This window comes from Melissospora conviva (genome assembly GCF_049523535.1).
Classification (GTDB): domain Bacteria; phylum Actinomycetota; class Actinomycetes; order Mycobacteriales; family Micromonosporaceae; genus Melissospora; species Melissospora conviva.
In genome coordinates, this window is sequence record NZ_JBLLDT010000002.1 from 650,134 (window position 1) to 675,115 (window position 24,982).

Genomic DNA, 24,982 nt, shown 5'->3' on the forward strand with positions numbered 1-24,982 from the left:
CGCCGATCCTCTCAGGCTGCCGCCGGGGCCGTGGGGGCACCTGGTGAACCCGGCGCCTCAGCTGGTGTAGGGCTCCAGCATGGTGGCAGCGGCCTTGAGCCAGGCGTCCCGGGTGCCCGGCTGAAGGTTCTGGTACTCGATGGAGGAACCGGCCTCCAGCGCCGGGTCGTACGGCACCACCGCCACGGCCCGGGTCCGGCCGGCAAAGTGCCGCTCGAGGTCGTCCTGCAACGGCGACCGCCCCGGTGTCGGACAGGAGATGAGGGTGACCGCGTTGTCGGCGAGGTCGCCGAGCCCGACCTCGTGCAGCACCTCCAGCATCCAGTCGCCGCTGAAAGCGGCGTCCTCGCGCGGCACGGTGGTGAGCACGAGCTGGTCGGCCGCCTGCATCACCGCCCGCCAGTTGGCACTCTCCACGTTGTTGCCGGTGTCGACGCAGATCACCTCGTGGGTGCGGCGCAGCAGCTCGATCACGCGGCCGACCGTGTGCTGGTCGAGGCGTTCGGCGAAGCGCGGGCTCTCCTCGCCGGCGAGGACGTCGTAGGAGCCGTCCGCGGCATGCCGCAGGTACTGGTCGAGGCAGTCGTTGAGGTCGGCGCCGTTGCGGATCTCCACGGTGGCCAGGTCACTGACGAGGTGGCGGATGGTCCGGGCGTGCCGGGCGCTACCGGCCCGCAGTCCCAGGGTGCCGCGCAGTTCGTTGTCGTCCCAGGCCAGCACACCACGTCCGCGCACACTGCCGATGGTGGCCGCGGCCAGCACCGTCGCGGTGGTCTTGTGCACCCCGCCCTTGGGATTGGCGAAGGCCAGCACCTGCGGCCTGCCGAGGTCCCGGCGCAGCGTCTCGGTCGCCTGCTGCACCTCCCCGCTCTGCTTCGGCTCGGGTTCCGGCTCCGGGCGGCGGGCCCGGGTGCGCACCGGATAGGCGGCGGCGACCGGCGCCGGCGCCGGGGCCGGCGGCAACCCCGGCGGCTGCTGCGGCGCGGTCGGATAGGCGGCGCGGTAGGCGGGTTCGGGCTGATAGCCGGTGTCGAGCAGGGCGTAGCGCGACGGCAGGGGCGGCTCCTGTGGCGGGTAGCCGCGATCCAGTAGCGAGTACCGGGACTCGGCGGGGTCCGGCTCGGAGCGGGGCGCGGGTGCCGGCGGCCGGGCGTAGCGGTCATCGGGGATGCCCGGCGGCTGTGGTGCAGCCACCGCCGGCCGGGTGTGACGATTCACGGCTGCGCCCGGCGGCTCCGGCGTCAAAGGCCGGGCGAAGCGGTCGACGGAGAGGTCCGCCGGCTCCGGCGCCGCCGACCGGGAGTAGCGGTCGACGGAGACGCCCGGTGGCTCCGGCTCCGGGTCGCGGTAGCCGTCGGAGAGGCTGCCGAGTTCGGCGTAGCGGGACGAACCGTAGCCGCGCGACGAGAACTCCGCGCCACTGTCGTACTCGTCGACGCCCGCGCGGTCGTAACCGGAGGCCGGCTCGGTGCCGTAACCACCGCGCGGCGCGGAAAGGTCCCCGTAGCCCGCCGCCGGATCGGCGCCGTAGCCCATGGACGGATCGGCGCCGTAGCCCATGGACGGATCGGCGCCGTAGCCCACGGACGGATCGGCGCCGTAGCCGCCGCGTGCCGTCCGATCCGGACTGTAGCCCGATGCCGGGTCGGCGCCGGGGACCGCTCGCGACGCCCGCGTCTGCCCGCCGTAGGGCGGCCGGGGGGCGGGGTCGGCGCCGTGGCCCTCCTCGGGCCGGTAGCCGTAGCCGGCGCCGTACTCCCGTCCGGAGCGGGGCCACCGGTCCGGCTCCTGGTCCGCCTCGGCGGGGTAGCCGATGGAGGCCCGCCCGGAGTAGCCGATGGCCCGGGGCGCGGGCGCCTCGTCGGCGGGCTCCGGAGCCCCGCGGTGCTGGTCGTCGCCCCGGTCCTGGCCGCGCGAGCCGAGGCGCGCCCGGTCCAGCAGCGTGCGCCACCGCGGGGCCGGTTCCGCGCTCCGGTCCCAGCCGGTCTCGCTGCCGTCCACAGCTCGCCCTCCCAGCGCCGTCGGTGTCGCCCTGACAGGCTACGAAAGCAACCCTATTTGGGCCACCTTCCGTGGTGCACACCGCTATCCCCACCGATCGATACCCGGGTGATATCACCGGGAATCGGATGATCTTCAAGGGATCGGGGTCCGCTCCGGTCCGATGGCCGAGGCCTGCGGAAACATCCGAGCGGCACCGGACCCGCCCGAGGGCAGCGCCGGCAGTGGGTCGCCGACCCGGCCGACGGCACAAAATATTTCGCTCTGGACAGCAATCGCGGCACGGGCCGGGGAGCGAGCGCCGGCCCGGTCACCCCGGCTGCGCGGATTCCTGCGCGGCGGTGGGCAGCGGTTGCGGTGTGTCGTCGACGCCGTCCGGTGTGGCAGGTGGAACCTCCGGCGTGACCGGTCCACCGGGGCTGACGGATTCGTTCGGCACGGCGGAGCGCGTCGGTGCAGTGGGCGGGGAGTGCGCGGGGCCCGGAGTGCCGGCCGACGACGACGGGATCGGGTCAGGCCTGCGCCCGGGCTCTCCCGCCGGGGCGCCCAACCGCTTGCCCGCCCGCGGTTCGCGCCCGCGTTGCGCGGCCGCCCGGTCGGTCTGCTCGGGCAACGGCGGGGAGAAGACCGCCCGGTCCAGATTCCACACCTCCGGCGCAGGGTCGACGGCCCGGACCGCGGCGCGTCCCGCGATGTCCTGCAGCAGTCGCGGGGTCGCGCGGATCACCACTGCGTAGACGCAGGAGCATCCCGACCGGTAGGCGAGCGCCTCCGCCTCCGCGGCGACCGCCTGCTGCTCGTACGTCCGGCGCTGCCCAGCCGCGCGCTCGGTGCCGGCCCGTGCGCGGTACCCGGCCGCCTCCCGCTGTCTGCGCTCGGCGGCCTCCCGCATCGCCGGAGTCAGGTCCCCGGCGTCCCGTAACGCCCGCAGGCGCAGATTGGCGGCCTCCCGGCCGGGCAGATTGACCCGGGCGAACGCCTCGGCCACCGGCACCTCGCCGAGCACCGACCGCAGCCGGTCCGCGCCGAGGTAGGCCGAGAACGTGACCAGGGCGTACGTCGGCTCGTCGGAGCCGGGCCCGGTGTCGGCGGCGAGCCGGGCGAGCTCAGCGTCGGCGGCAGCCAGGTAGCCGGCCACCGGCTCCCCTTCCAGGACGCCGACCACGGCCATCTGCGGCAGCGTCAGCTCACCGGTGGCGGGGCGGTCGACGGCCCAGGCGGCGGTCACCGCCCCGACCACGGCGCAGAAGAGCGCGACCGTGCTCAGCGCGCGCAGGCGCACCGGACCGTGGCCGACACGGAGCAGGGCCCGGGCGATCGGCGGCAGCAACCATCGGTCGAGCCGCCTCAGGGAATCGCCCAGCGCCAAGGCGGCCCCTCCTCGTCAGTAGTCGCGCAGCACTCTCAGTGCCCGCTCCAGATCGTCAGGGTAATCGCTGACGAAGCTGACCTCGTCCCCCGTTCGGGGGTGGACGAAACTCAACGAGTGCGCGTGCAGCCACTGACGGGCGAGGCCGACCCGCGCGGAGAGGGTGGGATCGGCGCCGTAGGTCAGATCACCGACACAGGGGTGCCGCAGGGTGGAGAAGTGCACCCGGATCTGGTGGGTGCGTCCGGTCTCCAGCCGTACGTCGACCAGGCTCGCCGCCGGGAACGCCTCCATCGTGTCGTAGTGGGTGATGCTCGGCTTGCCGCCGGAGACCACCGCCCAGCGGTAGTCGTGGTGCGGGTGCCGGTCGATCGGCGCGTCGATGGTGCCGCGCAGCGGATCGAGGTGGCCCTGCACCACGGCGTGATACCGCTTCTCCACCTCACGGAACTTGAAGGCCCGCTTGAGCGCGCTGTAGGCGGTCTCGCTCTTGGCCACCACCATGATGCCCGTGGTGCCGACGTCGAGGCGGTGCACGACGCCCTGCCGTTCGGCCGCACCACTGGTGGCGATGGTGTGCCCTACGGCGGCGAGCCCGCCGATCACCGTCGGCCCGGTCCAGCCGGGGCTGGGGTGCGCGGCGACGCCGACGGGCTTGTCCACCACCACGATGTCGTCGTCGGCGTAGACGACCCGCAGTCCGGGCACGGCCTGCGGCACCACGGTGACCGGCGCCGGCGGGGCGGGCAGGGTCACCTCCAGCCAGGAGCCGCCGCTGACCTTGTCGGACTTGCCGCGTGGGACGCCGTCGACAAGCGCGTCCCCGGCCTCGACCAGGGCGGCGGCGACGGTACGCGAGAGCCCGAACAGCCGCGAGACGGCCTGGTCCAGGCGCATCCCGTCGAGGCCGTCGGGAACCGGAAGGCTCCGGGTGTCGCCGGTCAGCGAGCTCATGCGGACTCCTCCGTGGGGGCGTGGTCGGTCTTCGCGACCGCGTCGGTCGAACGGGTGCCGTCGTGCCGGCGGCCGGTGAATTCCAGCAGCACCGCCAGCAGCACACCCGCCACGAGGGAGCTGTCGGCGAGATTGAAGATCGGCCAGACCTGCCCGTACGGGTCGAAGAGGCTGATCATGTCCACGACGTGCCCGACGAAGGGTCCGGGGTCACGGAAGAGACGGTCGGTCAGGTTGCCCAGCGCGCCGCCGAGGACCAGACCGAGCGAGACAGCCCACGGCACCGAACGCAGCCGCAGGGCCATCCAGCCGATCCAGCCGATCACGGCGATGGTGATGACCGAGAAGATCCAGGTGTAGTCCGCGCCGAGGCCGAACGCTGCCCCGCTGTTGAAGGTCAGGGTCAGATGGACCGCCCCGCCGAGCAACCGGATCGGCTCCCGGCCCTCGAGGTTGGTCAGGGCGAGCTGCTTGGTCCCCAGGTCGGCGAGGTAGGACACCAACGCGACGAGGCCGAGCACGATGACCGCCCTGCGTACGCGGCGCGGGCCTGCGCCTCTGCCGATCGTCTCCTCCACGGGCCGTGCTGCGGTCATCTGCTCCCCATCGACGTCGTGCGGTGCAACCTGTGGTCACCGCGGGCGCCGGAGGAGTCACCTCAGCGCCGCTCCTCCAGCTGCTTGCAGGTCACGCAGAGAGTGGCCGACGGGAAGGCGGCAAGCCGCTCGACGGGGATCGGCGTGCTGCACCGTTCGCACCAGCCGTAGCCACCCTCGTCCAGCCGCTCCAGCGCCCGTTCCACCTGCGTGATCCGTTCCAGGATGCTGTTGGCGAGAGAGATCTCCTGCTCGCGCTCGAAGGTCTTGGTGCCGGTGTCCGCCTGGTCGTCCCCGGCGGAGTCGGTCAACCGGTCGCGCTGCAGCTCGGTGATCTCGCTCAGCGTCTGATCGTACTCGGCCCGCAGTTCGTCGTACCGGGCCGCCAGCGCTGCGCGGATCTTCTCGGTCTCGGCAGCGCTGCGGGTGACCTTCGCGGCGGCCGGCTTGCGGCCGGCGGTCCTGGTCTCGACTGGCTTGGCCATGGTCGCTCCCTCGCACCGCGCCTGCGGCGATCGTTGACATCCGACGACGGCCGCCGGATCCTGGCGACCTGGTACAAAAGGGGCGCGCAGCCGGTCGGCTGCGCACTCCAGAGATTGGCAAGAATACGGAACGTAGAGGTCCGCGACAACACACCGTGCCGACGTACCGTAGCCGACCCTCTACACATGCCCCGATTTCGGGCAAAAGCCACGCTAGCAGAGGAATGCCGGACAGGACCCGCCCTTGACCGGGCAGAAACGGATTCAGTCGTCGGCACCTCGGCCAAGGACCCACACCGCCGCGGCAGGACGCTCAGTCGTCGGCTCCCGCACGGAGCCGAGCCAGCCGGGCGGGCAGATCCGGCGGCGCCGGCTCGACCAGGAAGAGCTTGTCGCGACTGGTGGCGCCGCGGCGCAACGACACCGCAGCGGGCCGCAGACCCAACGCCTCGGCCAGCGCCCGCCGGGCGGCCTCCGTCGCCCGGCCGTCCACCGCCGGGGCCTGCACCGCGATCACCAGCGCCGGGCCGTGACCGCCCTCGAAGCCGCCTCCGACCCGGGTACGGGACGCACCGGGCTTGACCCGGACGGCGACGGTCACACCTGCGCCCGGCCCGGGCGCGCCCTTCCTGGCCACCCCTCAGACCGGCCGTTGCTCGGCGAGGAGCGCCGTCACGGGGCGGCACCAGCCACAGGGCGAGAAACCCAACCCGACGGCCTCGGCGACCGTCAGCGTCTCGGCTGGCCGGTCCCGCAGATGACGGCAGTCGGCCAGGTGGTAGCGGGGACGACCGTCCATGACGTGGACCGCGGTCTCCAGGCCGGCCAGCCGGCGCAGGTCCGTCGGCTGCACCGGCTGGGCCGGCGGCTCGTCGGCGAAGAGGCCGCCAACGCCGGAAGCCGGCGAGCCGGGCGGTTGCCGCCACCCGTTCTCACCGGCTTCGGTTGTGCTTCTTTCGGGGTCACGCCGCGCCGAGGCGGTGGCCGTGTCCCGGTGGGTTGCGCCAGTGCCCCGCCCGTCGCGTCCGGCGCGGGTCTTCCTCCCGCCGGCCCGGGCCGCGGATGCCTGGCGGGCACCCACCATCAGGGCCACCGCGGCGAGCAGACTCGCCGCGATCGAACTGGTCAGCAGCAGGCTGGAGCCGGCCGTGAGACCGAGCACCAGCAGGGCGACCGCGACAAGGATGAGCAGCAGACTTACCACTATCACTGCTCACCCCCGCCGCGTCGCTTCGGTTCAGGCGCTCACGAACCCAGGATCAGCGATTCGCTTCCAGGGCGCTGGAGCGGCTGCCCCCGCCGTAGGAACCGGCCAGACCGGCAGCGGCGAGGCCACTGCCCGCGCCCGCGCCGGTGACCGGGCGGTTGCTCTCGCCGCGGTTGAGCTCCGCCTCGACGCCCTGTCCACGACCATCGAGGTCGCGCAGCTGCGACTCCAGGTAGGACTTGAGCCGGGTGCGGTACTCACGCTCGAACTGCTTGAGCTCCTCGATGTGCTTCTGCAGCGCCGTACGCTTGGCGTCCAGGCCGCCCATCGCCTCCTGGTGCCGCTGGCGGGCGTCCCGGTCCAGCGCGTCGGCCTTGGCGCGCGCCTCGCGGGTGACCTCCTCCGCCTTGGCACGAGCCTCATCGAGCAGCTGGTCGGCCTCACGCCGGGCGTCGGAGAGGTGGTCGTCGGCGGTGCGCTGGGCCATCATGAGCACCCGCAGCGCCTGCTGCTCACCGTCGGCGCCGCCGGCGGCGGGACCCTGCGAACGCGACTGCTCCAGCTCCGCCTGCATCGCGCGCGCTGCCTGCTCGGCCTGCGCCTTCTCGCGCTGCACCCGGTCCAGCTGGGCCTTGACGTCGTTCAGCTCCGCCGCCAGGCGCGGGTCGGCGCCGGGACCGGCAGGAGCGCCGCCCCGTCCGCCCCGCTCCACCTGGGCGCGCAGCTCGTTGTTCTCCTCGATCAGACGGGCGAGCTCGCGCTCTACCTCGTCCAGGAAGGCGTCGACCTCCTCCTCGTCGTACCCCCGCTTGCCGATCGGCGGTTTCTTGAAGGCGACGTTATGCACGTCAGCCGGTGTCAGCGGCATCGAAACTCCTCGGGTCAGTTGCGGCCGCGTATCGAGCTGGACCACCGGATCATCATCCCGTGATCAACCGCTGTAACACGAACTGCATCAGCACGAACAGGATAACCAGGAGCACAAGGGAAGCCAGGTCGATGCTCACGGTACCAATTCGCAACGGTGGGATCACTCGCCTCAACGCCTTGAGAGGGGGATCAGTGACGCTCCACACGACTTCCAATCCCGCCGCCGCGGCGCGCCCCGGCTCCCAGCGCCGACCGTACTGAAGAACGGCTCCCAGGACGAATCGGGAGAGCAGGACCAGCAAGAACACATAGACGACCAGATACAGGACCTGTAGCACGATCGACAACACGGTAGGCGCGTTCCCTTGCTCGGGGCGGTCAACTCAGGCTGAAGAACCCGCCCTCGGCGATCTTGGCCTTGTCCTCAGCGGTGACCTGGACATTGGCCGGCGAGAGCAGGAACACCCGGTTGGTCACCCGCTCGATCGTACCCCGAAGTCCGAAGGCCAGCCCGGCGGCGAAGTCGACCAGGCGCCGGGCGTCCGCCTCCTCCATCTCGGTGAGGTTGATGATCACGGGGGTGCCGTCGCGGAAGTGCTCGCCGATCGTGCGCGCCTCCCGGTACGTCGTGGGGTGCAGCGTGGTGATCTGGTACCGCTGCTCCTCCTCGACGGTGGCGACCCGCTCGCGGACCTGGACCTGCGGGGCCAGGGCCAGACTGTCGCGGGTGGGGTAGCTCAGCCCAGCGGAGCTCTCCGAACCGGAGGTGCGGGTGATGGAGCGCACACTCGAGCGGTGCTCGCGCTCCACGTGCTCCGGCCGCTCGTCGTCGCCGTCGTCGTCGAGGGCGGCGGCCCGGGAGACTCCGCGATCGGTCAGCCGGCCCCGGTCACCGGAGCGCAGCCGTCGAGCCGGCGGCTCCTCGGCGTCGTCCTCGTCCTCATCGGCGAACTCGTCGCGGTATCGGCTCTGGCGGTACCGCGACTCGCGGTAGCCACCCTTCTCGTACCCACCGTCGTCGTAGCCCCGGTCTTCCTCGTCCTCGACCAGGCCGAGCCAGACACCGGCCTTGCGCAGTGCACCCATCCGCGCCCCTCCGTCCACCTGCGGCATACGCCCCCGTACCCGCGCCGGCGAGCACGGGGATCGGCACTGCCTCTACCCATCGGCCGGTCCAGTCACTCCTGAAGATCGAACGACTGTTCGTCACGACCAACCGGTGGTCGCCATCGGGACGACCGTCCGAACAACACCGATGTAGTTTGCTGATACGCGATGAGGCTACCGCAGCGAGTGACGCTTTCCGAGTAACGCGCTGCCGACACGGACGTGTGTCGCGCCGTGGGCGATCGCGACCTCGAGATCCCCGCTCATCCCCGCCGAGATCGCCGTGGCCTCCGGATAGTCGGCGCGCAACGCCGCGGCGAGCGCGGCCAGCCGGGCGAAGGCTCGCGCCGGCTCCCAGTCCAGCGGCGCCACCGCCATCAGGCCGGCCAGCCGCAGCGGCCCGGCCCCGGCCACCTCGGCAGCCACCCGGTCCAGGCTCTGCTCCGGGGACGCGTCCCCGTCGGCCACCGCGCCGCCGCGTTCGACGTCACCGTCCAGACTCACCTGCACCAGCACGTCGAGTGGACGCTCCCGCTCCCGCTCTGCGGCGGCGGCGAGCGCGCGGGTCAGCCGCACGCTGTCGACCGAATGCACCGCGTCGGCGTACCGGACCACCGAACGGCACTTGTTGCGCTGCAACCGGCCGATGAAGTGCCAGCGCGGCGTCGCTCCGGCCGCCGCCACCTCCGCGGCCTTGGGCGCCGCCTCCTGGTCGCGGTTCTCCCCCACGTCGGTCACCCCGAGCCCGGTCAGCAGGAGCACGTCCGCCGCCGGGTACGTCTTGGTCACCGCGATCATCGACACCTCGGTGCGGTCCCGCCCCGCCGCCGCGCAGGCGTCGGCGATGCGGGCCCGCACCTGGGCCAGCCCGGCAGCCAGTTCGGCCCGGCGGTCGTGCCGGGCCGTCGTCGCGTCGTCCATGGCTCGTCGCTCAGGAGCCATTCTTGAGGAAGTCGGGAATGTCCACATCGTCGAAGGGCACCCGCGAGCTGGGCTGGTTCGGCGGGTAGGCGGTCGCCTGCGCCGGGGCTGTCGCCGCGGAACCCGAACCGCCGGACCCGCTCACCGACGTGGCCTTGCGCGACGGTTCGGCGGCCTTGTAGGACGGCGTGCCGCCGTCGAAGCCGGCGGCGATCACGGTAACCCGGACCTCGTCGCCGAGCGCGTCGTCGATGACCGCGCCGAAGATGATGTTCGCGTCCGGGTGCGCCGCATCGGTGACCAGCTGCGCGGCGTCGTTGATCTCGAACAGACCGAGGTCGGATCCACCCGCGATGGAGAGCAGCACGCCGCGGGCACCGTCCATGCTCTGCTCCAGCAGAGGGCTGGAGATCGCCGCTTCGGCCGCCTCGACCGCACGGTTCTCGCCGCGGGCGCTGCCGATGCCCATCAGGGCGCTGCCGGCCCCGCTCATCACGCTCTTGACGTCGGCGAAGTCGAGGTTGATCAGACCCGGGGTGGTGATCAGGTCGGTGATGCCCTGCACACCGGAGAGAAGCACCTGGTCGGCCTGACGGAACGCGTCCATCATGCTGATACCCCGGTCACCGAGGGCCAGCAGCCGGTCGTTCGGGATCACGATGAGGGTGTCGCACTGATTGCGCAGCTCCTCTATTCCCGCCTCGGCCTGCACCTGACGCCGCTTGCCCTCGAAGGAGAACGGGCGGGTGACCACACCGATGGTGAGCGCGCCGAGCTTACGGGCGATGTTCGCCACCACCGGCGCGCCACCGGTGCCGGTGCCGCCGCCCTCGCCACAGGTGACGAAGACCATGTCGGCGCCCTTGAGCACCTCCTCGATCTCGTCGCGGTGGTCCTCGGCGGCGTTCTTGCCGACATCGGGATTGGCGCCGGCGCCAAGCCCTCGGGTCAGCTCCCGCCCGACATCGAGTTTCACGTCGGCGTCGCTCATCAGCAACGCCTGCGCATCGGTGTTGATCGCGATGAACTCGACGCCCTTGAGTCCAACCTCGATCATCCGGTTGACGGCATTGACGCCGCCGCCACCGATGCCGACGACCTTGATGACCGCCAGGTAGTTGTGCGGAGGTGTCATCGCCAGTCCTTTCCCTTCGAGATTGGCGCCGCCGATCGCGCCGGCTCGGCCAGTTGACAACGCTTCGGCCGGAAGAGCGAAGGGGTAAACCCTCACCCTCTACTAGAGGCTTTGACTTATGTCAACTACTGATCCTCTTCGGGCAACGTATGCGCCGCCACGGCGAGAGCCAAGGACCGCCGTCGGCGTGTCGCCGCGCTGAACCCAATCCGGACCGGACCGGCCGGATCAGGCACTGATGGTCTCAACGGATCGTAACGACATCGGGGACGCTCACGTCGATCATGGTCCCCTCCCGCTTCAGCAGTTCCGTGGCGACCGCCGCCTTGACCGGACTCGAGGTTGCGTCTCCCCACACGACAGTGCGCTCCCCGGCCAGCCGCAACCTGATCCCGGCCAGCCCCGTCACCGTGATCTCGACCAGCTCGGCGCGCAGCTCGGGAGTGAGCGCGGTCAGCACCTCCACCGCGGCATCGGTCTCAGGATCGTCCGGGCCGGGTTCCGCCAGCCGGACGACGGGCAACCCCTCCGGAGCCTGCGCCACGGTGCGGAACACGACACCGGCGGCGTCGATCACCCGGAAGCCGTCCTCGCCGGGGACCACCGCCAGCGGAGTGCGCTCGATCACCCGTACCGTCAGGGTGTCCGGCCAGTCACGACCGACCTCGGCCCGCTCCACCTCGGGAAGCGTCCCGATCCGCGCCGCGACGTCGGTGAGATCGACCCGGGCCAGCGGCGTACCGGCCGGCACCGCCGCGGCCTCGCGCACCCGGGCCGGGGTCACCAGCTCGGCGCCCGTCACCTGGACCCGCGTCACCGCGAAGACCCCGGTGCCGAGCAGCACCCAGGCCAGCACGCCCGCGAGGGCCACCACCCCGGCGCCGACCGCCCACGGCAGCGCGGCACGCATCCGCCGCCGCCGTGCCCGCTGCATGAAGCGGCGCACCGACGGCGGCACGGCGTCGTTGCCGGCCCGGACCAGTTTCCAGCGCCCGGCGCCGGTCCGGTCGGCCCGCCCACCGGGCGCGGCGCCGCCCTCACCGGCACGGGTGCGGCCGCGCGGGCGCCCCGGCGTCATCGCGACGGGGAGTCGGTACCGCCGGCCGCGGCGGCACGCGTAGCGGCCTCCCGGGCCAGCGCCTCCAGCAGCTCGTCGCCGAGCAGCGAGATCGGCGGGGCGCCCATCGTCAGCACCACGTCACCGGGGCGGGCCCTGCGCACCACCTCGGCGGCGACGTCGTCGAAGGACGGCAGGAAGACCTTGCAGCCCGCGGGGAGGTCGACCGAGTCGAGCAGGGCAGCGCCGCCCTCGCCCGGCCCGCGCTCCTCCCCCGGCCCGAAGACCTCCAGCATCAGCACCTCGTCGGCGAGACCGAGCGCGGCGGCGAGTTCGGCGTGCAGATCCCGGGTGCGGTAGACCCGGTACGGCTGGAAGACCACCAGCAGCCGGCCGTCGCCGGCCACCTCGCGCATGGTTCGCAGCGCAGCGGTCATCGAGGTCGGATGGTAGGCGTACTCGTCGTAGACGGTGATGTCCTCGACACTGCCCTTGCGCTCGAAGCGGCGCCGCACGCCGGGGAAGGCGGCCAGCGCGCTGCGGGCCGCCTCCACCGGCAACCCCAGGTGGTACGCGGTCAGCACCGCCGCCGCGCTGTTGAGGCCGAGGTGACGCCCGGGAACCGGCAGTCGCATCTCTCCCAGCGACGTGCCGTCGACCGTGGCCAGGTAGTGCACGCCCCGGGCGGAGGAGGCGACATCGGTCAGCCGCAGGTCGGCGTCGGCGGCCTCGCCGTAGGTGTAGACCCGCCGTCCTTCGCTGCGCAGCTGCACCGCCAGCTCCCGGGTCCCGGGGTTGTCGGCGCAGACGACCACGAACCCCTCCGGGTCGGTCAGCCGGGCGAAGTCGGCGAAGGTCGCCGCCAGGTTTGCGTAGTCGCCGTAGGTGTTGAGGTGATCCTCGTCGATGTTGGTGATGATCGAGACGTACGGCCGGTAGAGCAGGAAGGAACGGTCGCTCTCATCGGCCTCGGCGACGAAGTACTCGCCGCTGCCGTGGTGGGCGTTCGACCCGGCCTCGGAGATCTCCCCGCCGATGACGAAGGAGGGGTCCACCCCGGCCTGCTGGAAGATCAGCGTGACCATCGAGGTCGTGGTGGTCTTGCCGTGCGTGCCGGAGATCGCGATGGTCTTGCGGCCGGTCATCGTCGCGGCCAGCGCCTCCGAGCGGTGCAGCACCCGCAGCCCACGCCGGCGCGCCTCGGCCAGCTCGACGTGGTCCGCGGGGATCGCCGTGGAGTAGACGACGGTGTCCACGCCGTCGAGGTTCGCCACGTCGTGGGCCATGTGGATCGTGCCGCCCAGCGCCCGCAGCCCGGCCAGCGACGGCCAGTTGCGCAGCTCGCTGCCGGAGACCCGGATCCCCCGGGTCAGCAGCAGCCGGGCCAGGCCACTCATGCCGACCCCGCCGATGCCGATCAGGTGCACGGCACCCAGGTCCTCGGCGGTCAGCGTGCCGGCCGGGGTGAACTGTGCGGTGTTCATAGGTTGTACCTTCCATTCGCGGCACGGCCGGTCACCGGCGCACCGCCTCGTATACGAAGTCGAGCAACGCCTCGTCGCCGTCACGGCGGCCGTATGCGGCTGCGGCCGAGGCCATCGCGGCGAGCCGCCGCGGGTCCCGGACGAGCCCGATGACGTTCTCCTCGATCCAGTCCGACGTCAGCTCGGCGTCGTCGACCAGCAGCCCGCCACCGGCCTGCACGACCGGCAGGGCGTTGCGCTTCTGCTCCTGGTTGCTGTGCGGATAGGGCACGTAGATCGCCGGCAGCCCGACCGCGGCCACCTCCGCGCAGGTCATCGCCCCGCCGCGGGCGAGCATCAGGTCCGCCGCCGCGTAGCCCAGTTCCATCTGCGACAGGTACGGCAGCGTGACGTAGGGCACCGGCAGGTCGACCGGGACCGGCACCGGCTCGTTGCGGGCCCCGATGACGTGCAGCACCTGGATGCCGGCGGCGGCCAGGGCCTTGGCCGCGCCGGCGACGGCCAGGTTGATCGACCGGGCACCCTGCGAGCCGCCGGCGACGAAGAGGGTGGGCAGCTCCGGGCGCAGGCCGAAGTGCCGGCGGGCGGCCTCCCGCGCGGCGTCGCGGTCCAGGCCGGCGATCGCCCGGCGCAGTGGCACCCCGACGACCCGGGCGTCGCGCAGCAGTTCGGACTGCTCCGGTTGGTGCGGGAAGCCGACCGCCACCTTCCCGGACATCTTCATGCCGAGCCGGTTGGCCACCCCAGGTGGCACGTTCACCTCGTGGATGACGATCGGCAGACCGCGCCGCCACGCGGCGAGGTAGGCCGGGACCGAGACGTAGCCACCGAAGCCGACCACCACCTCGGCGCGGACCTCGTCGAGGACCCGGCCGGCAGCGCGGGCGGCGGTCCACATCCGGTCCGGGGTGCGCAGCAGGTTCATGTTGACCGACCGGGGCAGCTGGTACGCCGGGATCGGCCGCAGATCGTAGCCCTGTGGCGGGATCAGCTCGTTCTCCAGCCCGCGTGGGGTGCCGAGGCAGGTGATCCGGACATCGGGGTCGTGCCGACGCAGACAGTCGGCGAAGGCGAGCAGCGGGTAGATGTGCCCTCCGGTGCCGCCGCCGGCGAGTACCACCGAGCGCAACGGGGCCATCAGCGTCTCCTCTCCTTCGCCGAACCGGAGCCGATCCTGGTGACGCGGTCGCCGCGGGTGGCAGAAGCCTCGTCGCTGCGCCGCATTCCCGATCGGGGCCCGACCTTTCCCCCTTCCGGCTGCCCTTTCCGGCGCCGGGCCGGCGGCAACGGCGGCAACGGGGCCCAGAGTAGTCGGACCCACCGGGCCGGCGGACGGGCGTGCAGGGCCCGGGCCGCGTCGGGCTCGGCGCGGGCGAAGGAGGCGAGCATGCCCACCGCGGCGAGCGTGACGACCAGGGCGCTGCCACCGTCGGAGATGAAGGGCAACGGGACGCCGGTGATCGGCAGCAGACCGACGACACCACCGATGTTGATCACCGCCTGGCTGACCAGCCAGGTCGTCACACCGGCCGCGGCGAGCCGGCGGAACGGGTCGTGCACCCGACGGGCGATACGCAGCCCGGTGTAGGTCAGCACCGCGAAGAGGGTCAGCACCACCACCGAGCCGACAACGCCGAGTTCCTCGGCGATGACGGCGAAGATGAAGTCGTTGTGCGCCTCGGGCAGCCAGTTCCACTTGGCGCCGCCCTTGCCGAGGCCGGCCCCGAACCACCCGCCGTTGTCGATCGCGTCGCGGGCCTGGCAGAGCTGGAGGCTGTCACCCCAGCACTCCTCCTGGCTGGGCGTGGTGAGAAAGGAGGTGAGGCGCTTGAACCGGTAGTTCTCCGCGCCCTTCGCACCCGAACCGGCGCCCAGGGAGGCGGCGGCGATCAGCAGGCCGACCCCGAGCAGGGCGGCCATCGACAGGCCGGCGAAGACCCGCAGCCGCACCCCGGCCGCCCAGAGCAGCCCCACCACCACCGCCAGCAGGCAGAGCATCGTGCCGAGGTCGTTGTAGCCGACCAGGACGCAGAGCAGCACCACCCCCGGGAAGAGCGGCGTCGCCAGCTCGCGCCACCAGCCGAGCTTGGCGCCCTTGCGAGCCAGCAGGTCCGCGCCCCAGAGCACCAGGGCGAACTTGGCCAGCTCGGCGGGCTGCAGCTGGATGGGGCCCAGATGCAGCCAGTTCAGGTTCGCCCGGATCGGCCCGATGCTGACGTCGCCGTCACTGAAGCTCTCCAGCACCACCATGGCGTTGAGGAGCCCCAGCAGCGCCAGCGAGACCAGCAGCAGCGGCTGTCCCAGTGCCCGGTACGTCCGGGCGGGCAGCCGCTGACAGGCCCAGAAGGCGACCAGGCCGATCGCGGCGAAGATCGCCTGCTTGGTCAGGGCGGCGAAGGCGTTGCCGCCGGTGGCGAACTCCCGCAGGCTGGTGGCGGAGAAGACCATCGTCAGGCCGATGATCAGCAGTAGCGCGGAGCTGGAGATCAGCAGGTAGTACGAGGCGAGCGGGCGGGCGAGCAGGCCCCGCAGCAGCGCCAGGCCCGCCGCCGGATCACGCAGCCGGCGGCTCGGCGCCGCCGGCTCGGCGGCGCGCGGCGGCTCGTCGGGCACCCGTGCCTTCCCGCCACGAACATCACGCCGCTGTGCCGTCATGCCCTGGTCGTCCCGTTCCTCCCCCATCCGGCCATCATTCCCTGCCCGGCGCCCGCCGACGCCGCGAGGTTCGCGGCGTGTCGGCCGGGCCGCCAGACGGGCCGGGCCACCGCCGCCGTGATCACCGGCGGCGGCGGCAGGGCCGGTGATCAGCCGATGGCCGCAAGATAGTCGCTGTAGAAGAGACCGAGGGCGATCGCCACCCCGATGCCGGCGATGATCCAGAAGCGGACCACGATGTTGACCTCGCTCCAGCCCGCCAGCTCGAAGTGGTGCTGCAGGGGCGACATCCGGAACACCCGCTTGCCGGTGGTGCGGAAGGAGATGACCTGGATGACCACCGACATCGTGATGATCACGAAGAGCAGACCGATGATCGGCAGCAGCAGCACCGTACGGGTCGCCATCGCCATACCGGCGATCAGACCACCCAGGCCGAGCGCACCGGTGTCGCCCATGAAGATCCGCGCCGGCGAGGTGTTCCACCAGAGGAATCCGACACAGGCACCGGCGCCGGCCGCCGCGATCAGGGCGATCTCCAGCGGGTCACGGACCGTGTAGCAGTAGTCCCGGGTGTACGCCGGGTCGGCGCACCAGTGCCGGTACTGCCAGAAGGCGATCAGGGCGTACGCGGCGAGCACCATCACCGAGGCCCCGGTGGCGAGACCGTCCAGGCCGTCGGTGAGGTTCACCCCGTTGGTCGTGGCCATCACCACGAAGATGAAGATGATCACCGAGGCGATCTTGCCCACGTCCAGGACGTCGATGTCCCGGATGAACGACAGGGTCGTGCTGCCGACCGTCTCGGTGTTGGTCGTCACGCCATCGGCGTCGACCATGCTGCTCGGGAAGTAGAGCGCGACGACGCCGAAGACCGCGCCGACCATGATCTGCCCGAAGAGCTTGCCGCGCTTGTTGAGACCGGCGCTGTTCTTGCGGCGCACCTTGAGGAAGTCGTCGATGAAGCCGACCGCTCCGGAGAAGACCATCAGGCCGAGCAGCACCAGGGCGGTGACGGTCGGCTCGACCTGGGCGATCTGCTGGTCCGGCAGGGTGGTCAGCGCCAGGTGACCGGCGACGTAGGCGATCACCGTGGCGACGATGAAGACCACACCGCCCATCGTGGGCGTGCCCCTCTTGCCCTGGTGCATCGCCGGGCCGTCGGAGCGGATCGGCTGCCCGGCCTTGAGCCGGGTGAAGACCTTGATCGCGATGGGGGTGAAGAAGAGGGAGATCAGGAAGGCCACTCCCATGGCCACGACTACCGCTCTCACGCCACACCCGTTCCCGTCGCGCCGGCGTCGGCGTCGGCGCGCAGTGCGTCGGCCACCTCCCAGGTGCGGTACCGCGAGCCCTTCACCAGGACGACGTCACCCGCCCGTAGCTCCGCGCGCAGCGCCTGCACCGCCGCCGCCTGATCGGTAACCAGCACCGACTTGCCTCCCCAGTTCCGCACCGCCGACGCACCGTGGTGGATCGGCGCGGCCGCCTCCCCCACCACGATCAGCCGGTCGACATCCAAATCCGCGACGAGCCGGCCCACCTCGGTGTGGCCGTCCCGCTCGTACTCGCCCAGCTCTGCCATGTATCCCAGCACCGCGAAGGTGCGCCCTGCGCCGCCCATCCCGGCGAGCGCCCGCAGCGCGGCCGCCATCGACGCGGGATTGGCGTTGTAGGAGTCGTCGACGACCGTCACCCCGTCGGGGCGGTCGAAGACGTCCATCCGCCGGCTGGAGACCAGCCCCAGCTCGTTCAATGCCAGTGCCAGGTCGTCCAGCGGCATGCCCAGCTCGCGGGCGACCGCCGCGGCCGCGAGGGTGTTGCCGACCTGGTGGCGTCCGGTCAGCCCGAGCCGCACCGGCCGGCTCCCCTCGGGGGTCACCAGGGTGTACGAGGGCCGGCCCCGCTCGTCGAGCGTCACGTCCACGGCCCGTACGTCCGCGGCGGCCGCCTCCCCGTAGCGCACCACCCGGGCGGCGGTGCGCCCGGCCATCGCGTCGACCCGCGGGTCGTCGGCGTTGAGCACCGCGAGCCCGGCGGCCGGCAGCTGCTCGACGAGTTCCCCCTTGGCCGCGGCGATCGCGTCCACCGAGCCGAATTCGCCGATGTGCGCCACGCCGACGTTGAGCACCACGGCGATGCGCGGCGGCGCGATGTCGCAGAGGTAACGCACGTGCCCCGGCCCCCGGGCACCCTTCTCCAGCACCAGGAAGCGGGTCCGCTCGTCGGCCTGCAGCGCGGTGTACGGATGACCCAGCTCGTTGTTGAACGATCCCGGCGGCGCCACTGTCGGGCCGAGCCGGGCGGTGAGCTGTGCGATCAGGTCCTTGGTCGTGGTCTTGCCGGAGGAGCCGGTGATCCCGATGACGGTGAGCTGGTCGAGGCGGTCGACCACAGCGCGGGCCAGCGCCCCCATCGCCGCCAGCGCGTCGTCGACGAGCACCATCGGCACCCCGGGCACCTCGCGGGTGCCCAGGACCGCCGCGGCGCCGTCGTCGCGGGCAGCCGGGGCGAAGTCGTGCCCGTCGGCCTGCTCTCCGGCGAAGGCGACGAAGAGCCCGCCCGGTGAGACCTTGCGCGAGTCGAACTCCACCGAGCCGGTGACCACCGCCTGTGGGTCGGCTCCGGCGAGCCGGCCGTCGACCGCGGCGGCCACCTCGGCGAGCGTCAACGCAATCACATTGCCTCCCCTGCCGTGCCGAACCGGGCGCTGAGCGCCTGCGCCAGCTCGGTCCGGTCGTCGAATGGCAGCACCTCGCCGGCCACCTCCTGGCCTCGTTCGTGTCCCTTGCCGAGGACCGCGACGATGTCGCCGGGGCGGGCCAGCGCCACCGCCTCGTCGATGGCGGCGCGGCGCCCCGCGATCTCCAGCACCTCGGCGCCGGGAACGCGCCGGGCGCCGGAGAGCACCTCGGAGCGGATCAGGGCGGCGTCCTCGGTGCGGGGGTTGTCGTCGGTGACAAGCACCAGCTGGGCGCCCTCGGCGGCGGCGGCTCCCATCACCGGCCGCTTGCCGCGGTCACGGTCGCCGCCGGCGCCGATCACACAGAGCACCCGGCCGCCGCCGGCGGTGAGCTCCCGCAGCGCGGCGAGGGCGGCCACGATCGCGTCCGGCTTGTGGGCGTAGTCGACGACGCCCCGCACCGGACCCGGCGCGTCGATCAACTCCAGCCGGCCGGGAACCCCGGGGCAGTCGGCGACCCCGGCGGCGGCGGTCGCGGCGTCGACGCCGACCGCGACGAGCATGGCGATGGCCAGCAGCGCGTTGGCGACGTTGTGCCGCCCGGGCAGCCGGACCCCGGCGGGCACCGCCTGCCCGCCCGGCCCGTTGGCGGTGAAGCGCTGGGTGTAGCCGGATCCGGTGATCTCCGCCGCCCACCAGGTCGCCCGGCGGTCCCCGGCTGCGGAGTAGCTGATCGTCGCGGGAGTGAAGAGCGGCGCCAGCGCGGGGTCGTCGAGGTTGAGCACCTCGGCGCCGCAGCGGCCGTCGAAGAGCCGGGCCTTGGCGGCGAAGTAGTCCGCCGAGTCGGCGTGGAAGTCCAGATGGTCGGAGCCGAAGTTGGTGTAGCCACCCACGGCGAAGCGGACCCCGCCGACGCGTCCCATCGCCAGCGCGTGGCTGGAGACCTCCATCACCACGGCGGTGACACCGGCCTCGCGGGCCGCGGCGAGCATGGCGTGCAGGTCGGTCGCCTCCGGGGTGGTCCGCACGCTCTCCACGACGGTGCCGCCCAGGCGCGTCTCCACGGTGCCGATCAGCCCGGTGCGGTGGCCGGCGGCGCGCAGGCCGGACTCGACCAGGTACGCGGTGGAGGTCTTACCGGCGGTGCCGGTCACGCCGATGACCAGCAGGTCGGCGGTGGGGTCGCCGTAGACGGCCGAGGCGAGGGGGCCGAGTGCCTCCCGGGGGTCGGCGACGACCAGCACGGGCAGCCCGCTGCCGGCGGCGAGTTCGGCGCCGGCGGGATCGGTGAGCACCGCGACCGCGCCTGCGGCGGCGGCGTCGGCCGCGAACTCGGCACCGTGCCGGCGGGCGCCGGGCAGGGCGGCGAAGAGGTCACCGGGGCGGACCTCGTGGCCGGCATGGGTGACTCCGGTGACCGTCACCTCCGCGGCGCCGGCAGGCGGCTCCACAGCGAGCCGCGCGGCGAGATCGCCGAGCCGGGTGGACATCACGGTACGGGGACGCGGATTGCCGGGCACGGCGTCAGACCCTACCCTTTCGTCCGGCCCCGACCACACTGCCGTCCCGGTGGTTCGTCGGCACTCACCGATGATGTCGCGATATCCCTGCTCAGCGCGGGAAGACCTCGAACTTGGGCGGTGCGGCGCTGCTCGGGGGCACCCGGTAGTGGGCCAGGGTGAAAGCCATCATGTCGGAGAAGATCGGTGCGGAGACGTCCCCGCCGCCGCCGGACGGGGTGTGTACGAAGACGGCGATGACGTACCTGGGGTTCTCGGCCGGGGCCATGCCGATGAAGGAGGCGACGTCGCCGGCGACCTTCTTGCCGTTGACCAGGCGCCAGCCGGTGCCGGTCTTGCCGGCGACCCGGTAGCCCTTGACCGCGGCCCGCCCGCCGGTGGCGTCCGGAACAGTCGTGACCGCCTCCAGCATCCGGCGCAGCGCGGCGGCGTTCTCGGTGCCGAGCACCCGCCTGCTGTCGAGCTCGACGTGCTGCTCGGTCCCGTCGGCGCCGACGATCTTTTTGATCAGCCGGGGCCGGACGTAGACGCCGTCGTTGGCGATGGCCGCGTAGGCGGCGGCCATCTGCAGCGGAGTGGCGTCGACGCTGTGCCCGATCGGGACCGAGCCGTACGACGAGTCGCTCCAGTTCTCCGGCGCGAGCAGCGCGCCGGAGGCCTCGCCGGGCAGGCCGACCCCGGTCGCTTCGCCCAGGCCGAACCGGCGCTGGTAGTCGTGGAGCTTCGCCGGCCCCAGCCGGTCGGCGACCATGATCGTGCCGACGTTCGAGGAGTGGGCGAGCATGCCGTCGAGGCTCATCCGCCGGCCGTTGGCGGGATAGGTGTCGGCGAAGGTCGTGTCGCCCTTGCGGATGGCGTTGGGAACCGCGAGCACGGTGTCGGGTTCGACGGCTCCCTCCTCGAGGGCTGCGCCGAAGGTGATCGCCTTGTGCACCGAGCCCGGGTCGACAATGAAGCTGGTCGCGGCGTCGGACCGGTCGGCCGGGTCGCTGCTCTCCCAGTTCGCCGCGTCGTAGGTGGGGTGGCTGGCCTGGGCGAGGATCTCGCCGGTGCCGACCTCCAGGACGACGGCGCTGGCGGTCGCGCCGGCCACCCGGGGCATGCTCTCGCTGAGCAGCTTCTGGACCTGGAACTGCAGGTCGGCGTCGATGGTCAGGTACAGGTTGCTGCCCGGCTCGGCCTCGTCCCGGTGGCTGTAGCCGCCGGGGATCGGCGCGTCGAGACCACTGTTGCCGGCCTCGTAGGTCCAGCTGCCGGGCCGGCCCCGCAGCACCTCGTCGTAGCGGGCCTCCAGCCCTTCCAGGCCGACCATGTCCCGGCCGGTGAAGCCGAGCAGGTTCGCGGCGAGGTCGCCGCCGGGCACTTCGCGGCGTTCGTCGCGTCCGCTGTAGATGCCCTCGAGCTTCAACTGCTCGATCTTGCGGGCGGTGTCGACGGAGACGCCCCGGGCGACGTAGCGGAAGCGCAGCGGGGTGCCGAGCTCGGTGGTGCCGGGGGCCATCCGCTCGAGCAGCGTCGTGCGGGCGATTCCCAGCAGCGGCGAGAGCGCCGTCGCGGTTGCCTGCGGGTCGGTGATCTCGGTGGGGTCGGCGGAGATCGCCCGGGCCTCGACGCTCTGGGCCAGAACGACCGCGTCCCGGTCGTAGATGGCGCCGCGCGGGGCGGCGAGCTGCACGGTCCGCTGCCGCCCGGTCAGCTCGGCGTACGGGCTCTCACCGACCTGCAGTGCCACCAGCCGGATGCCGATGGTGGCGAACACCACCAGGGTGAGCAGTCCGGCCAGGCGCAGCCGCCGCGCGGGATCGGCGAGCCGGGGCGGGCGGCGGGGTTTGCGGCTGGGACGGCGCGGCGCCGTCCGGCCGTCACGGCGCTGCCTGGCCGGCGGGGTCTCCCGGCGCCGGGGCACGGGCTCGGCGACCCGGCCACCGCCGCGGGTGCGCTGCGCCGGCGGCCGGTCCCCCTCCGCCGGTGCCGGACGGCGGCCGGCTCGGCGTGCGGTGTCGGATCCGCCCTCGGCGCGCCCGCCTTCGACGACCTGCAGGGCCGGCCGGAACGGGTCGCCGGAGCGGCTGGTGCGGGGGGTGCGGCGCTGTTCGGCGGCCTCCCGGAGGCTGCGCCCACGCGGGGTGTAGGCGCGGGCGTCGGAGATGCCCCGGCCCGGTTCACCGCTGGGCTGCTGACCGGTGCGGTTGCCCCCACGCCCGGAACCGCGCCGGGACCCTGGGGGGTCCCGGCGCGGCTCGTCGGATCGTGGTGCCACCGATCAGTCTCCTGCGGACCCGGCGGCGCCGGCCTGGCCGTTGCCCGGCTGCGGCACACCGATGACCCGGCCGTCGGAGAGGCGGATGTAGGTCGGCGGGCCCGACTCGACCAGGCCGAGCTGCCGCGCCTTGGCGGTCAGGTTGCCCGGCGCCTGGGCGTCGGTGATCGCCTGCTGAAGCTGCTGCTGGTCCAGGTCGAGGGCGGCCTGCTGCTTCTCCAGCTGGGCGAGGCGCAGCGCGTTCTCGTTGATCTTGGTGTTGACCACCACGACACCGAGGACACCGGCGACGACCAGCACCAGGATCAGCGCCACGAACGACGTGCCGGGCACCCGCACCGGCGGCGGCGGCGCCACCTGCAGCCGGGGTGCGGCTGCGGCGTCGCGCTGCGGCCGGGCGCGCTCCACGCGCAGCGCGGCGGTCCCCTGCGTACGGAACTGTGCCGCCGCGGCGATGCCGGCGTCGCGCGAGCCGGCGGCGCGATCTGCTGCCACTCGCTTTCCGGCGTGTGCGCGCGACTCCACCGTGGTCCGGCCCCCCGACCGCGGTGCGCGCTGCGCAGCGCCGCGCGAACCGCCGGGCTGCACCCGGCTGTCGCGCCTGTTGACGTTCATGATCCCTCCCCCTGGCTCGCCGCGTCCCTGCCTTCTGCCGGCACCCGCCGCCGCCCCTTGCGGGATCCGGCGGGCAGGTGCATCCCCTGTGCTGACCGTCGGGACCGTTCGCGGTCGGTCCCTGACGTACGCCCTGGCGCGTCGGGGTCGATGCGCTCCGCCGCCCGCAGCCGCACGGATGCGGCACGCGGGTTGGCGGCCACCTCGGCCTCGGTCGGCGGCTCCGCCCCCCGGCTGAGCAACCGCAGCGTCGGCCCGGTTCCCGGCAACTCCACCGGGAGGTCCACCGGACCACTGCTACGCGCCCGGGCAGCGAAGGCCTGCTTGGTGAGGCGGTCCTCCAGCGAGTGGTAGGACAGCACCACCATGCGGCCTCCGATCTCGAGCGCGTCCAGAGCTGCTGGTAGCGCCGTCTCCAACGCGACCAGTTCTCGGTTTACCTCGATCCGTAAAGCCTGAAACGTTCTCTTTGCCGGGTGTCCCCCGGTTCGTCGTGCTGCGGCCGGAATCGACTCCCGGACCAGCTCCGCCAGACGGGCCGAGGAAGTGATCTTGTTGCGCTCGCGCTCCCGCAGGATCGCCGAGGCGACCCGGCCGGCGAACTTCTCCTCGCCGTAGACCCGCAGCACCCGGGCGAGGTCGCCGTGCGAGTAGGTGTTGACCACCTCCTCGGCGGTGACGCCCCGGGTCTGGTCCATCCGCATGTCCAGCGGCGCGTCCTGCGCGTAGGCGAACCCGCGGTCGGCCGCGTCGAGCTGCAGCGACGACACCCCCAGGTCGAAGAGCGCACCGTCGATGCCATCGATGCCCAGCTCGGCCAGGACCTCCGGCAGCTCGTCGTAGATCGCGTGCACCAGGTGGATCCGGTCGGCGTACGGCGCCAGTCGGGCGCGGGCGTGCGCCAGCGCCTCGGTGTCGCGGTCGAGCCCCACGAGCACCGTCTCCGGGAAGGCCGCCAGCACCGCCTCGGCGTGACCGCCGAGCCCCAGCGTGGCGTCCACGTGCACCGTCGGGCCACCGCGTCCGAGCGCGGGGGCCAGCAGCTCGAGGCAGCGCTCGAGCAGCACCGGCACATGCCTGCCGCGTAGCTCCGCCATGTCGACCCCCACTGGTTTACGTTTTTCGATTCGTTGTCACTGCTGCCGATCGCGTTCCCACGCGCTCGTACCGTCAGATCCCCATCCGCTCTCGCCAGCCGGTTTCGCGTCTCCGGCGTCCGGCGTGCCCTGGCACCGGGGAAGGGGCGCCAGGAGCAACGAGCGGCTGGAGATCTGGCGGTACGTGTCGTGCCGCGGCCCTACAGCCCGCCCGGCAGCACCCCCTGTTCGATGTCGGCGAAGTCGTCTTCACTCTCAGCGAGGTAGGTCTCCCAGGCTTGGCGATCCCAGATCTCCACCCGGGTGCTCGCCCCGATGACCACCAGCTCCCGGTGCAGGGCCGCATACGCCCGCAGGTGCACCGGGATGGTCACCCGCCCCTGCTTGTCCGGAACCTCGTCGTGCGCGCTCGCGAAGAAGACCCGGCTGTAGGCGCGGGCTGCCTTGTGCGTCATCGGTTGCGCGTGCAACTGCTCGGCGATACGTGCGAACTCGGCGGTCGGGAAGACGTAGAGGCAGCGCTCCTGCCCTTTTGTGATCACGACACCTCCCGCCAGCTCGTCCCGGAACTTCGCCGGAAGGATCAGCCGGCCCTTGTCGTCGAGGCGCGGAGTGTGGGTGCCGAGAAACATTCGGCCCAACCCCCCTTGCCCTCGCGCGGCGTTCGCGGCGCCGCTGACCCCTCGGGCCGGTGTGACCCTCCCGGCCCCACCATCGCGCCCCACTCTACTCCACTTCCCTCCACCTGCAACCGGATTTCGCCCCGATCAGTACCGGATTCGGCGACAAAAGACCACGTCATAGGTGGTGGAGTGGAGTGGAGCGCGGCGGCGTGCCGTCGACACGTCGGGTCTCCGACAGTTGATCAGAAAGTGACGCACACCACATGTGGTGTCACGTTTGGCAGCGGGATGCCTATTTGGCGATCACAGCCGGTGGCCGGGCGAGGAGGGCAGGGAGGAAAGT

23 protein-coding genes are annotated in these 24,982 nt (G+C 72.5%); all 23 read right to left on the reverse strand.

The window, feature by feature from the left end:
• Positions 1-57: 57 nt before the first annotated feature.
• Positions 58-1,536, reverse strand: coding sequence for a MinD/ParA family ATP-binding protein (locus ACK8GG_RS08020; RefSeq protein WP_440356084.1), 1,479 nt, complete (start codon positions 1,534-1,536; stop codon positions 58-60).
• A gap of 775 nt (positions 1,537-2,311) precedes the next feature.
• Entirely contained in the window at positions 2,312-3,370 is a 1,059-nt protein-coding gene (locus ACK8GG_RS08025; RefSeq protein WP_440354758.1) for a hypothetical protein, read from the reverse strand.
• A 15-nt stretch (positions 3,371-3,385) separates the two neighbouring features.
• The gene (locus tag ACK8GG_RS08030) at positions 3,386-4,324 is read right to left on the reverse strand and encodes an RluA family pseudouridine synthase (RefSeq protein WP_440350382.1); all 939 of its coding nucleotides are present in this window, start codon (positions 4,322-4,324) and stop codon (positions 3,386-3,388) included.
• On the reverse strand, positions 4,321-4,920 hold the full coding sequence (gene lspA / locus ACK8GG_RS08035) for a signal peptidase II (RefSeq protein ID WP_440355943.1): 600 nt from the start codon (positions 4,918-4,920) through the stop codon (positions 4,321-4,323). The genes ACK8GG_RS08030 and lspA overlap by 4 nt, the downstream gene beginning before the upstream one ends.
• A 62-nt stretch (positions 4,921-4,982) precedes the next feature.
• Positions 4,983-5,405, reverse strand: a complete 423-nt coding sequence (locus ACK8GG_RS08040; RefSeq protein ID WP_440350384.1) for a TraR/DksA family transcriptional regulator — start codon at positions 5,403-5,405, stop codon at positions 4,983-4,985.
• 313 nt (positions 5,406-5,718) lie between these two features.
• The gene (locus ACK8GG_RS08045) at positions 5,719-6,006 is read right to left on the reverse strand and encodes a DUF167 domain-containing protein (protein ID WP_440350385.1); all 288 of its coding nucleotides are present in this window, start codon (positions 6,004-6,006) and stop codon (positions 5,719-5,721) included.
• Between the two features lie 39 nt (positions 6,007-6,045).
• Positions 6,046-6,615, reverse strand: a complete 570-nt coding sequence (locus ACK8GG_RS08050; protein ID WP_440355944.1) for a hypothetical protein — start codon at positions 6,613-6,615, stop codon at positions 6,046-6,048.
• Between the two features lie 49 nt (positions 6,616-6,664).
• A complete protein-coding gene (locus ACK8GG_RS08055; RefSeq protein WP_440350387.1) occupies positions 6,665-7,480 on the reverse strand; it encodes a DivIVA domain-containing protein in 816 nt (271 codons plus the stop codon).
• 52 nt (positions 7,481-7,532) lie between these two features.
• Positions 7,533-7,832, reverse strand: a complete 300-nt coding sequence (locus tag ACK8GG_RS08060) for a YggT family protein (RefSeq protein ID WP_440350388.1) — start codon at positions 7,830-7,832, stop codon at positions 7,533-7,535.
• A 28-nt stretch (positions 7,833-7,860) separates the two neighbouring features.
• On the reverse strand, positions 7,861-8,568 hold the full coding sequence (locus ACK8GG_RS08065; protein WP_440350389.1) for a cell division protein SepF: 708 nt from the start codon (positions 8,566-8,568) through the stop codon (positions 7,861-7,863).
• Between the two features lie 195 nt (positions 8,569-8,763).
• Positions 8,764-9,510, reverse strand: coding sequence for a YggS family pyridoxal phosphate-dependent enzyme (locus ACK8GG_RS08070; RefSeq protein WP_440354760.1), 747 nt, complete (start codon positions 9,508-9,510; stop codon positions 8,764-8,766).
• 10 nt (positions 9,511-9,520) lie between these two features.
• Entirely contained in the window at positions 9,521-10,645 is a 1,125-nt protein-coding gene (gene ftsZ / locus ACK8GG_RS08075) for a cell division protein FtsZ (RefSeq protein ID WP_440354761.1), read from the reverse strand.
• A gap of 244 nt (positions 10,646-10,889) precedes the next feature.
• Positions 10,890-11,723 (reverse strand): cell division protein FtsQ/DivIB, encoded by an 834-nt coding sequence (locus ACK8GG_RS08080; protein ID WP_440355945.1) that lies wholly within the window; start codon positions 11,721-11,723, stop codon positions 10,890-10,892.
• A complete protein-coding gene (gene murC, locus ACK8GG_RS08085) occupies positions 11,720-13,186 on the reverse strand; it encodes a UDP-N-acetylmuramate--L-alanine ligase (RefSeq protein WP_440354763.1) in 1,467 nt (488 codons plus the stop codon). Before murC ends, ACK8GG_RS08080 begins: the two co-directional genes overlap by 4 nt.
• A 31-nt stretch (positions 13,187-13,217) precedes the next feature.
• A complete protein-coding gene (gene murG / locus ACK8GG_RS08090; protein WP_440354764.1) occupies positions 13,218-14,324 on the reverse strand; it encodes an undecaprenyldiphospho-muramoylpentapeptide beta-N-acetylglucosaminyltransferase in 1,107 nt (368 codons plus the stop codon).
• Positions 14,324-15,727 (reverse strand): FtsW/RodA/SpoVE family cell cycle protein, encoded by a 1,404-nt coding sequence (locus ACK8GG_RS08095; protein WP_440354998.1) that lies wholly within the window; start codon positions 15,725-15,727, stop codon positions 14,324-14,326. Before ACK8GG_RS08095 ends, murG begins: the two co-directional genes overlap by 1 nt.
• A 263-nt stretch (positions 15,728-15,990) precedes the next feature.
• Positions 15,991-17,115 carry a phospho-N-acetylmuramoyl-pentapeptide-transferase gene (mraY, locus tag ACK8GG_RS08100; protein WP_440350395.1) on the reverse strand — a complete coding sequence of 375 codons (1,125 nt, stop codon included), beginning with the start codon at positions 17,113-17,115 and terminating at the stop codon, positions 15,991-15,993.
• A complete protein-coding gene (locus tag ACK8GG_RS08105; RefSeq protein ID WP_440355946.1) occupies positions 17,112-18,521 on the reverse strand; it encodes a UDP-N-acetylmuramoyl-tripeptide--D-alanyl-D-alanine ligase in 1,410 nt (469 codons plus the stop codon). The genes mraY and ACK8GG_RS08105 overlap by 4 nt, the downstream gene beginning before the upstream one ends.
• Positions 18,518-20,014 carry a UDP-N-acetylmuramoyl-L-alanyl-D-glutamate--2,6-diaminopimelate ligase gene (locus ACK8GG_RS08110; RefSeq protein WP_440356085.1) on the reverse strand — a complete coding sequence of 499 codons (1,497 nt, stop codon included), beginning with the start codon at positions 20,012-20,014 and terminating at the stop codon, positions 18,518-18,520. The genes ACK8GG_RS08105 and ACK8GG_RS08110 overlap by 4 nt, the downstream gene beginning before the upstream one ends.
• A gap of 121 nt (positions 20,015-20,135) precedes the next feature.
• Positions 20,136-22,304 carry a peptidoglycan D,D-transpeptidase FtsI family protein gene (locus ACK8GG_RS08115; RefSeq protein ID WP_440355947.1) on the reverse strand — a complete coding sequence of 723 codons (2,169 nt, stop codon included), beginning with the start codon at positions 22,302-22,304 and terminating at the stop codon, positions 20,136-20,138.
• 3 nt (positions 22,305-22,307) lie between these two features.
• Positions 22,308-22,919, reverse strand: a complete 612-nt coding sequence (gene ftsL, locus ACK8GG_RS08120; RefSeq protein ID WP_440354767.1) for a cell division protein FtsL — start codon at positions 22,917-22,919, stop codon at positions 22,308-22,310.
• Positions 22,916-24,016, reverse strand: a complete 1,101-nt coding sequence (rsmH, locus tag ACK8GG_RS08125; RefSeq protein ID WP_440355948.1) for a 16S rRNA (cytosine(1402)-N(4))-methyltransferase RsmH — start codon at positions 24,014-24,016, stop codon at positions 22,916-22,918. Before rsmH ends, ftsL begins: the two co-directional genes overlap by 4 nt.
• Before the next feature lie 200 nt (positions 24,017-24,216).
• Complete coding sequence (mraZ, locus tag ACK8GG_RS08130; RefSeq protein ID WP_440350399.1) at positions 24,217-24,648, reverse strand: division/cell wall cluster transcriptional repressor MraZ; 432 nt, start codon at positions 24,646-24,648, stop codon at positions 24,217-24,219.
• Between the last annotated feature and the right edge of the window lie 334 nt (positions 24,649-24,982).

What these genes read in the sequence shown, in the direction of transcription:
- ACK8GG_RS08065 (WP_440350389.1), bottom strand. Translation starts at nt 8,568, where the DNA reads ATGGGTGCACTGCGCAAGGCCGGTGTCTGGCTCGGCCTGGTCGAGGAC.
- murC (WP_440354763.1), bottom strand. Translation starts at nt 13,186, where the DNA reads ATGAACACCGCACAGTTCACCCCGGCCGGCACGCTGACCGCCGAGGAC.
- rsmH (WP_440355948.1), bottom strand. Translation starts at nt 24,016, where the DNA reads ATGGCGGAGCTACGCGGCAGGCATGTGCCGGTGCTGCTCGAGCGCTGC.
- ACK8GG_RS08030 (WP_440350382.1), bottom strand. Translation starts at nt 4,324, where the DNA reads ATGAGCTCGCTGACCGGCGACACCCGGAGCCTTCCGGTTCCCGACGGC.
- murG (WP_440354764.1), bottom strand. Translation starts at nt 14,324, where the DNA reads ATGGCCCCGTTGCGCTCGGTGGTACTCGCCGGCGGCGGCACCGGAGGG.
- ACK8GG_RS08110 (WP_440356085.1), bottom strand. Translation starts at nt 20,014, where the DNA reads ATGTCCACCCGGCTCGGCGATCTCGCCGCGCGGCTCGCTGTGGAGCCG.
- ftsL (WP_440354767.1), bottom strand. Translation starts at nt 22,919, where the DNA reads ATGAACGTCAACAGGCGCGACAGCCGGGTGCAGCCCGGCGGTTCGCGC.
- ACK8GG_RS08055 (WP_440350387.1), bottom strand. Translation starts at nt 7,480, where the DNA reads ATGCCGCTGACACCGGCTGACGTGCATAACGTCGCCTTCAAGAAACCG.
- ACK8GG_RS08040 (WP_440350384.1), bottom strand. Translation starts at nt 5,405, where the DNA reads ATGGCCAAGCCAGTCGAGACCAGGACCGCCGGCCGCAAGCCGGCCGCC.
- lspA (WP_440355943.1), bottom strand. Translation starts at nt 4,920, where the DNA reads ATGACCGCAGCACGGCCCGTGGAGGAGACGATCGGCAGAGGCGCAGGC.
- mraZ (WP_440350399.1), bottom strand. Translation starts at nt 24,648, where the DNA reads ATGTTTCTCGGCACCCACACTCCGCGCCTCGACGACAAGGGCCGGCTG.
- ACK8GG_RS08020 (WP_440356084.1), bottom strand. Translation starts at nt 1,536, where the DNA reads ATGGGCTACGGCGCCGATCCGGCGGCGGGCTACGGGGACCTTTCCGCG.
- ftsZ (WP_440354761.1), bottom strand. Translation starts at nt 10,645, where the DNA reads ATGACACCTCCGCACAACTACCTGGCGGTCATCAAGGTCGTCGGCATC.
- ACK8GG_RS08070 (WP_440354760.1), bottom strand. Translation starts at nt 9,510, where the DNA reads ATGGACGACGCGACGACGGCCCGGCACGACCGCCGGGCCGAACTGGCT.
- ACK8GG_RS08080 (WP_440355945.1), bottom strand. Translation starts at nt 11,723, where the DNA reads ATGACGCCGGGGCGCCCGCGCGGCCGCACCCGTGCCGGTGAGGGCGGC.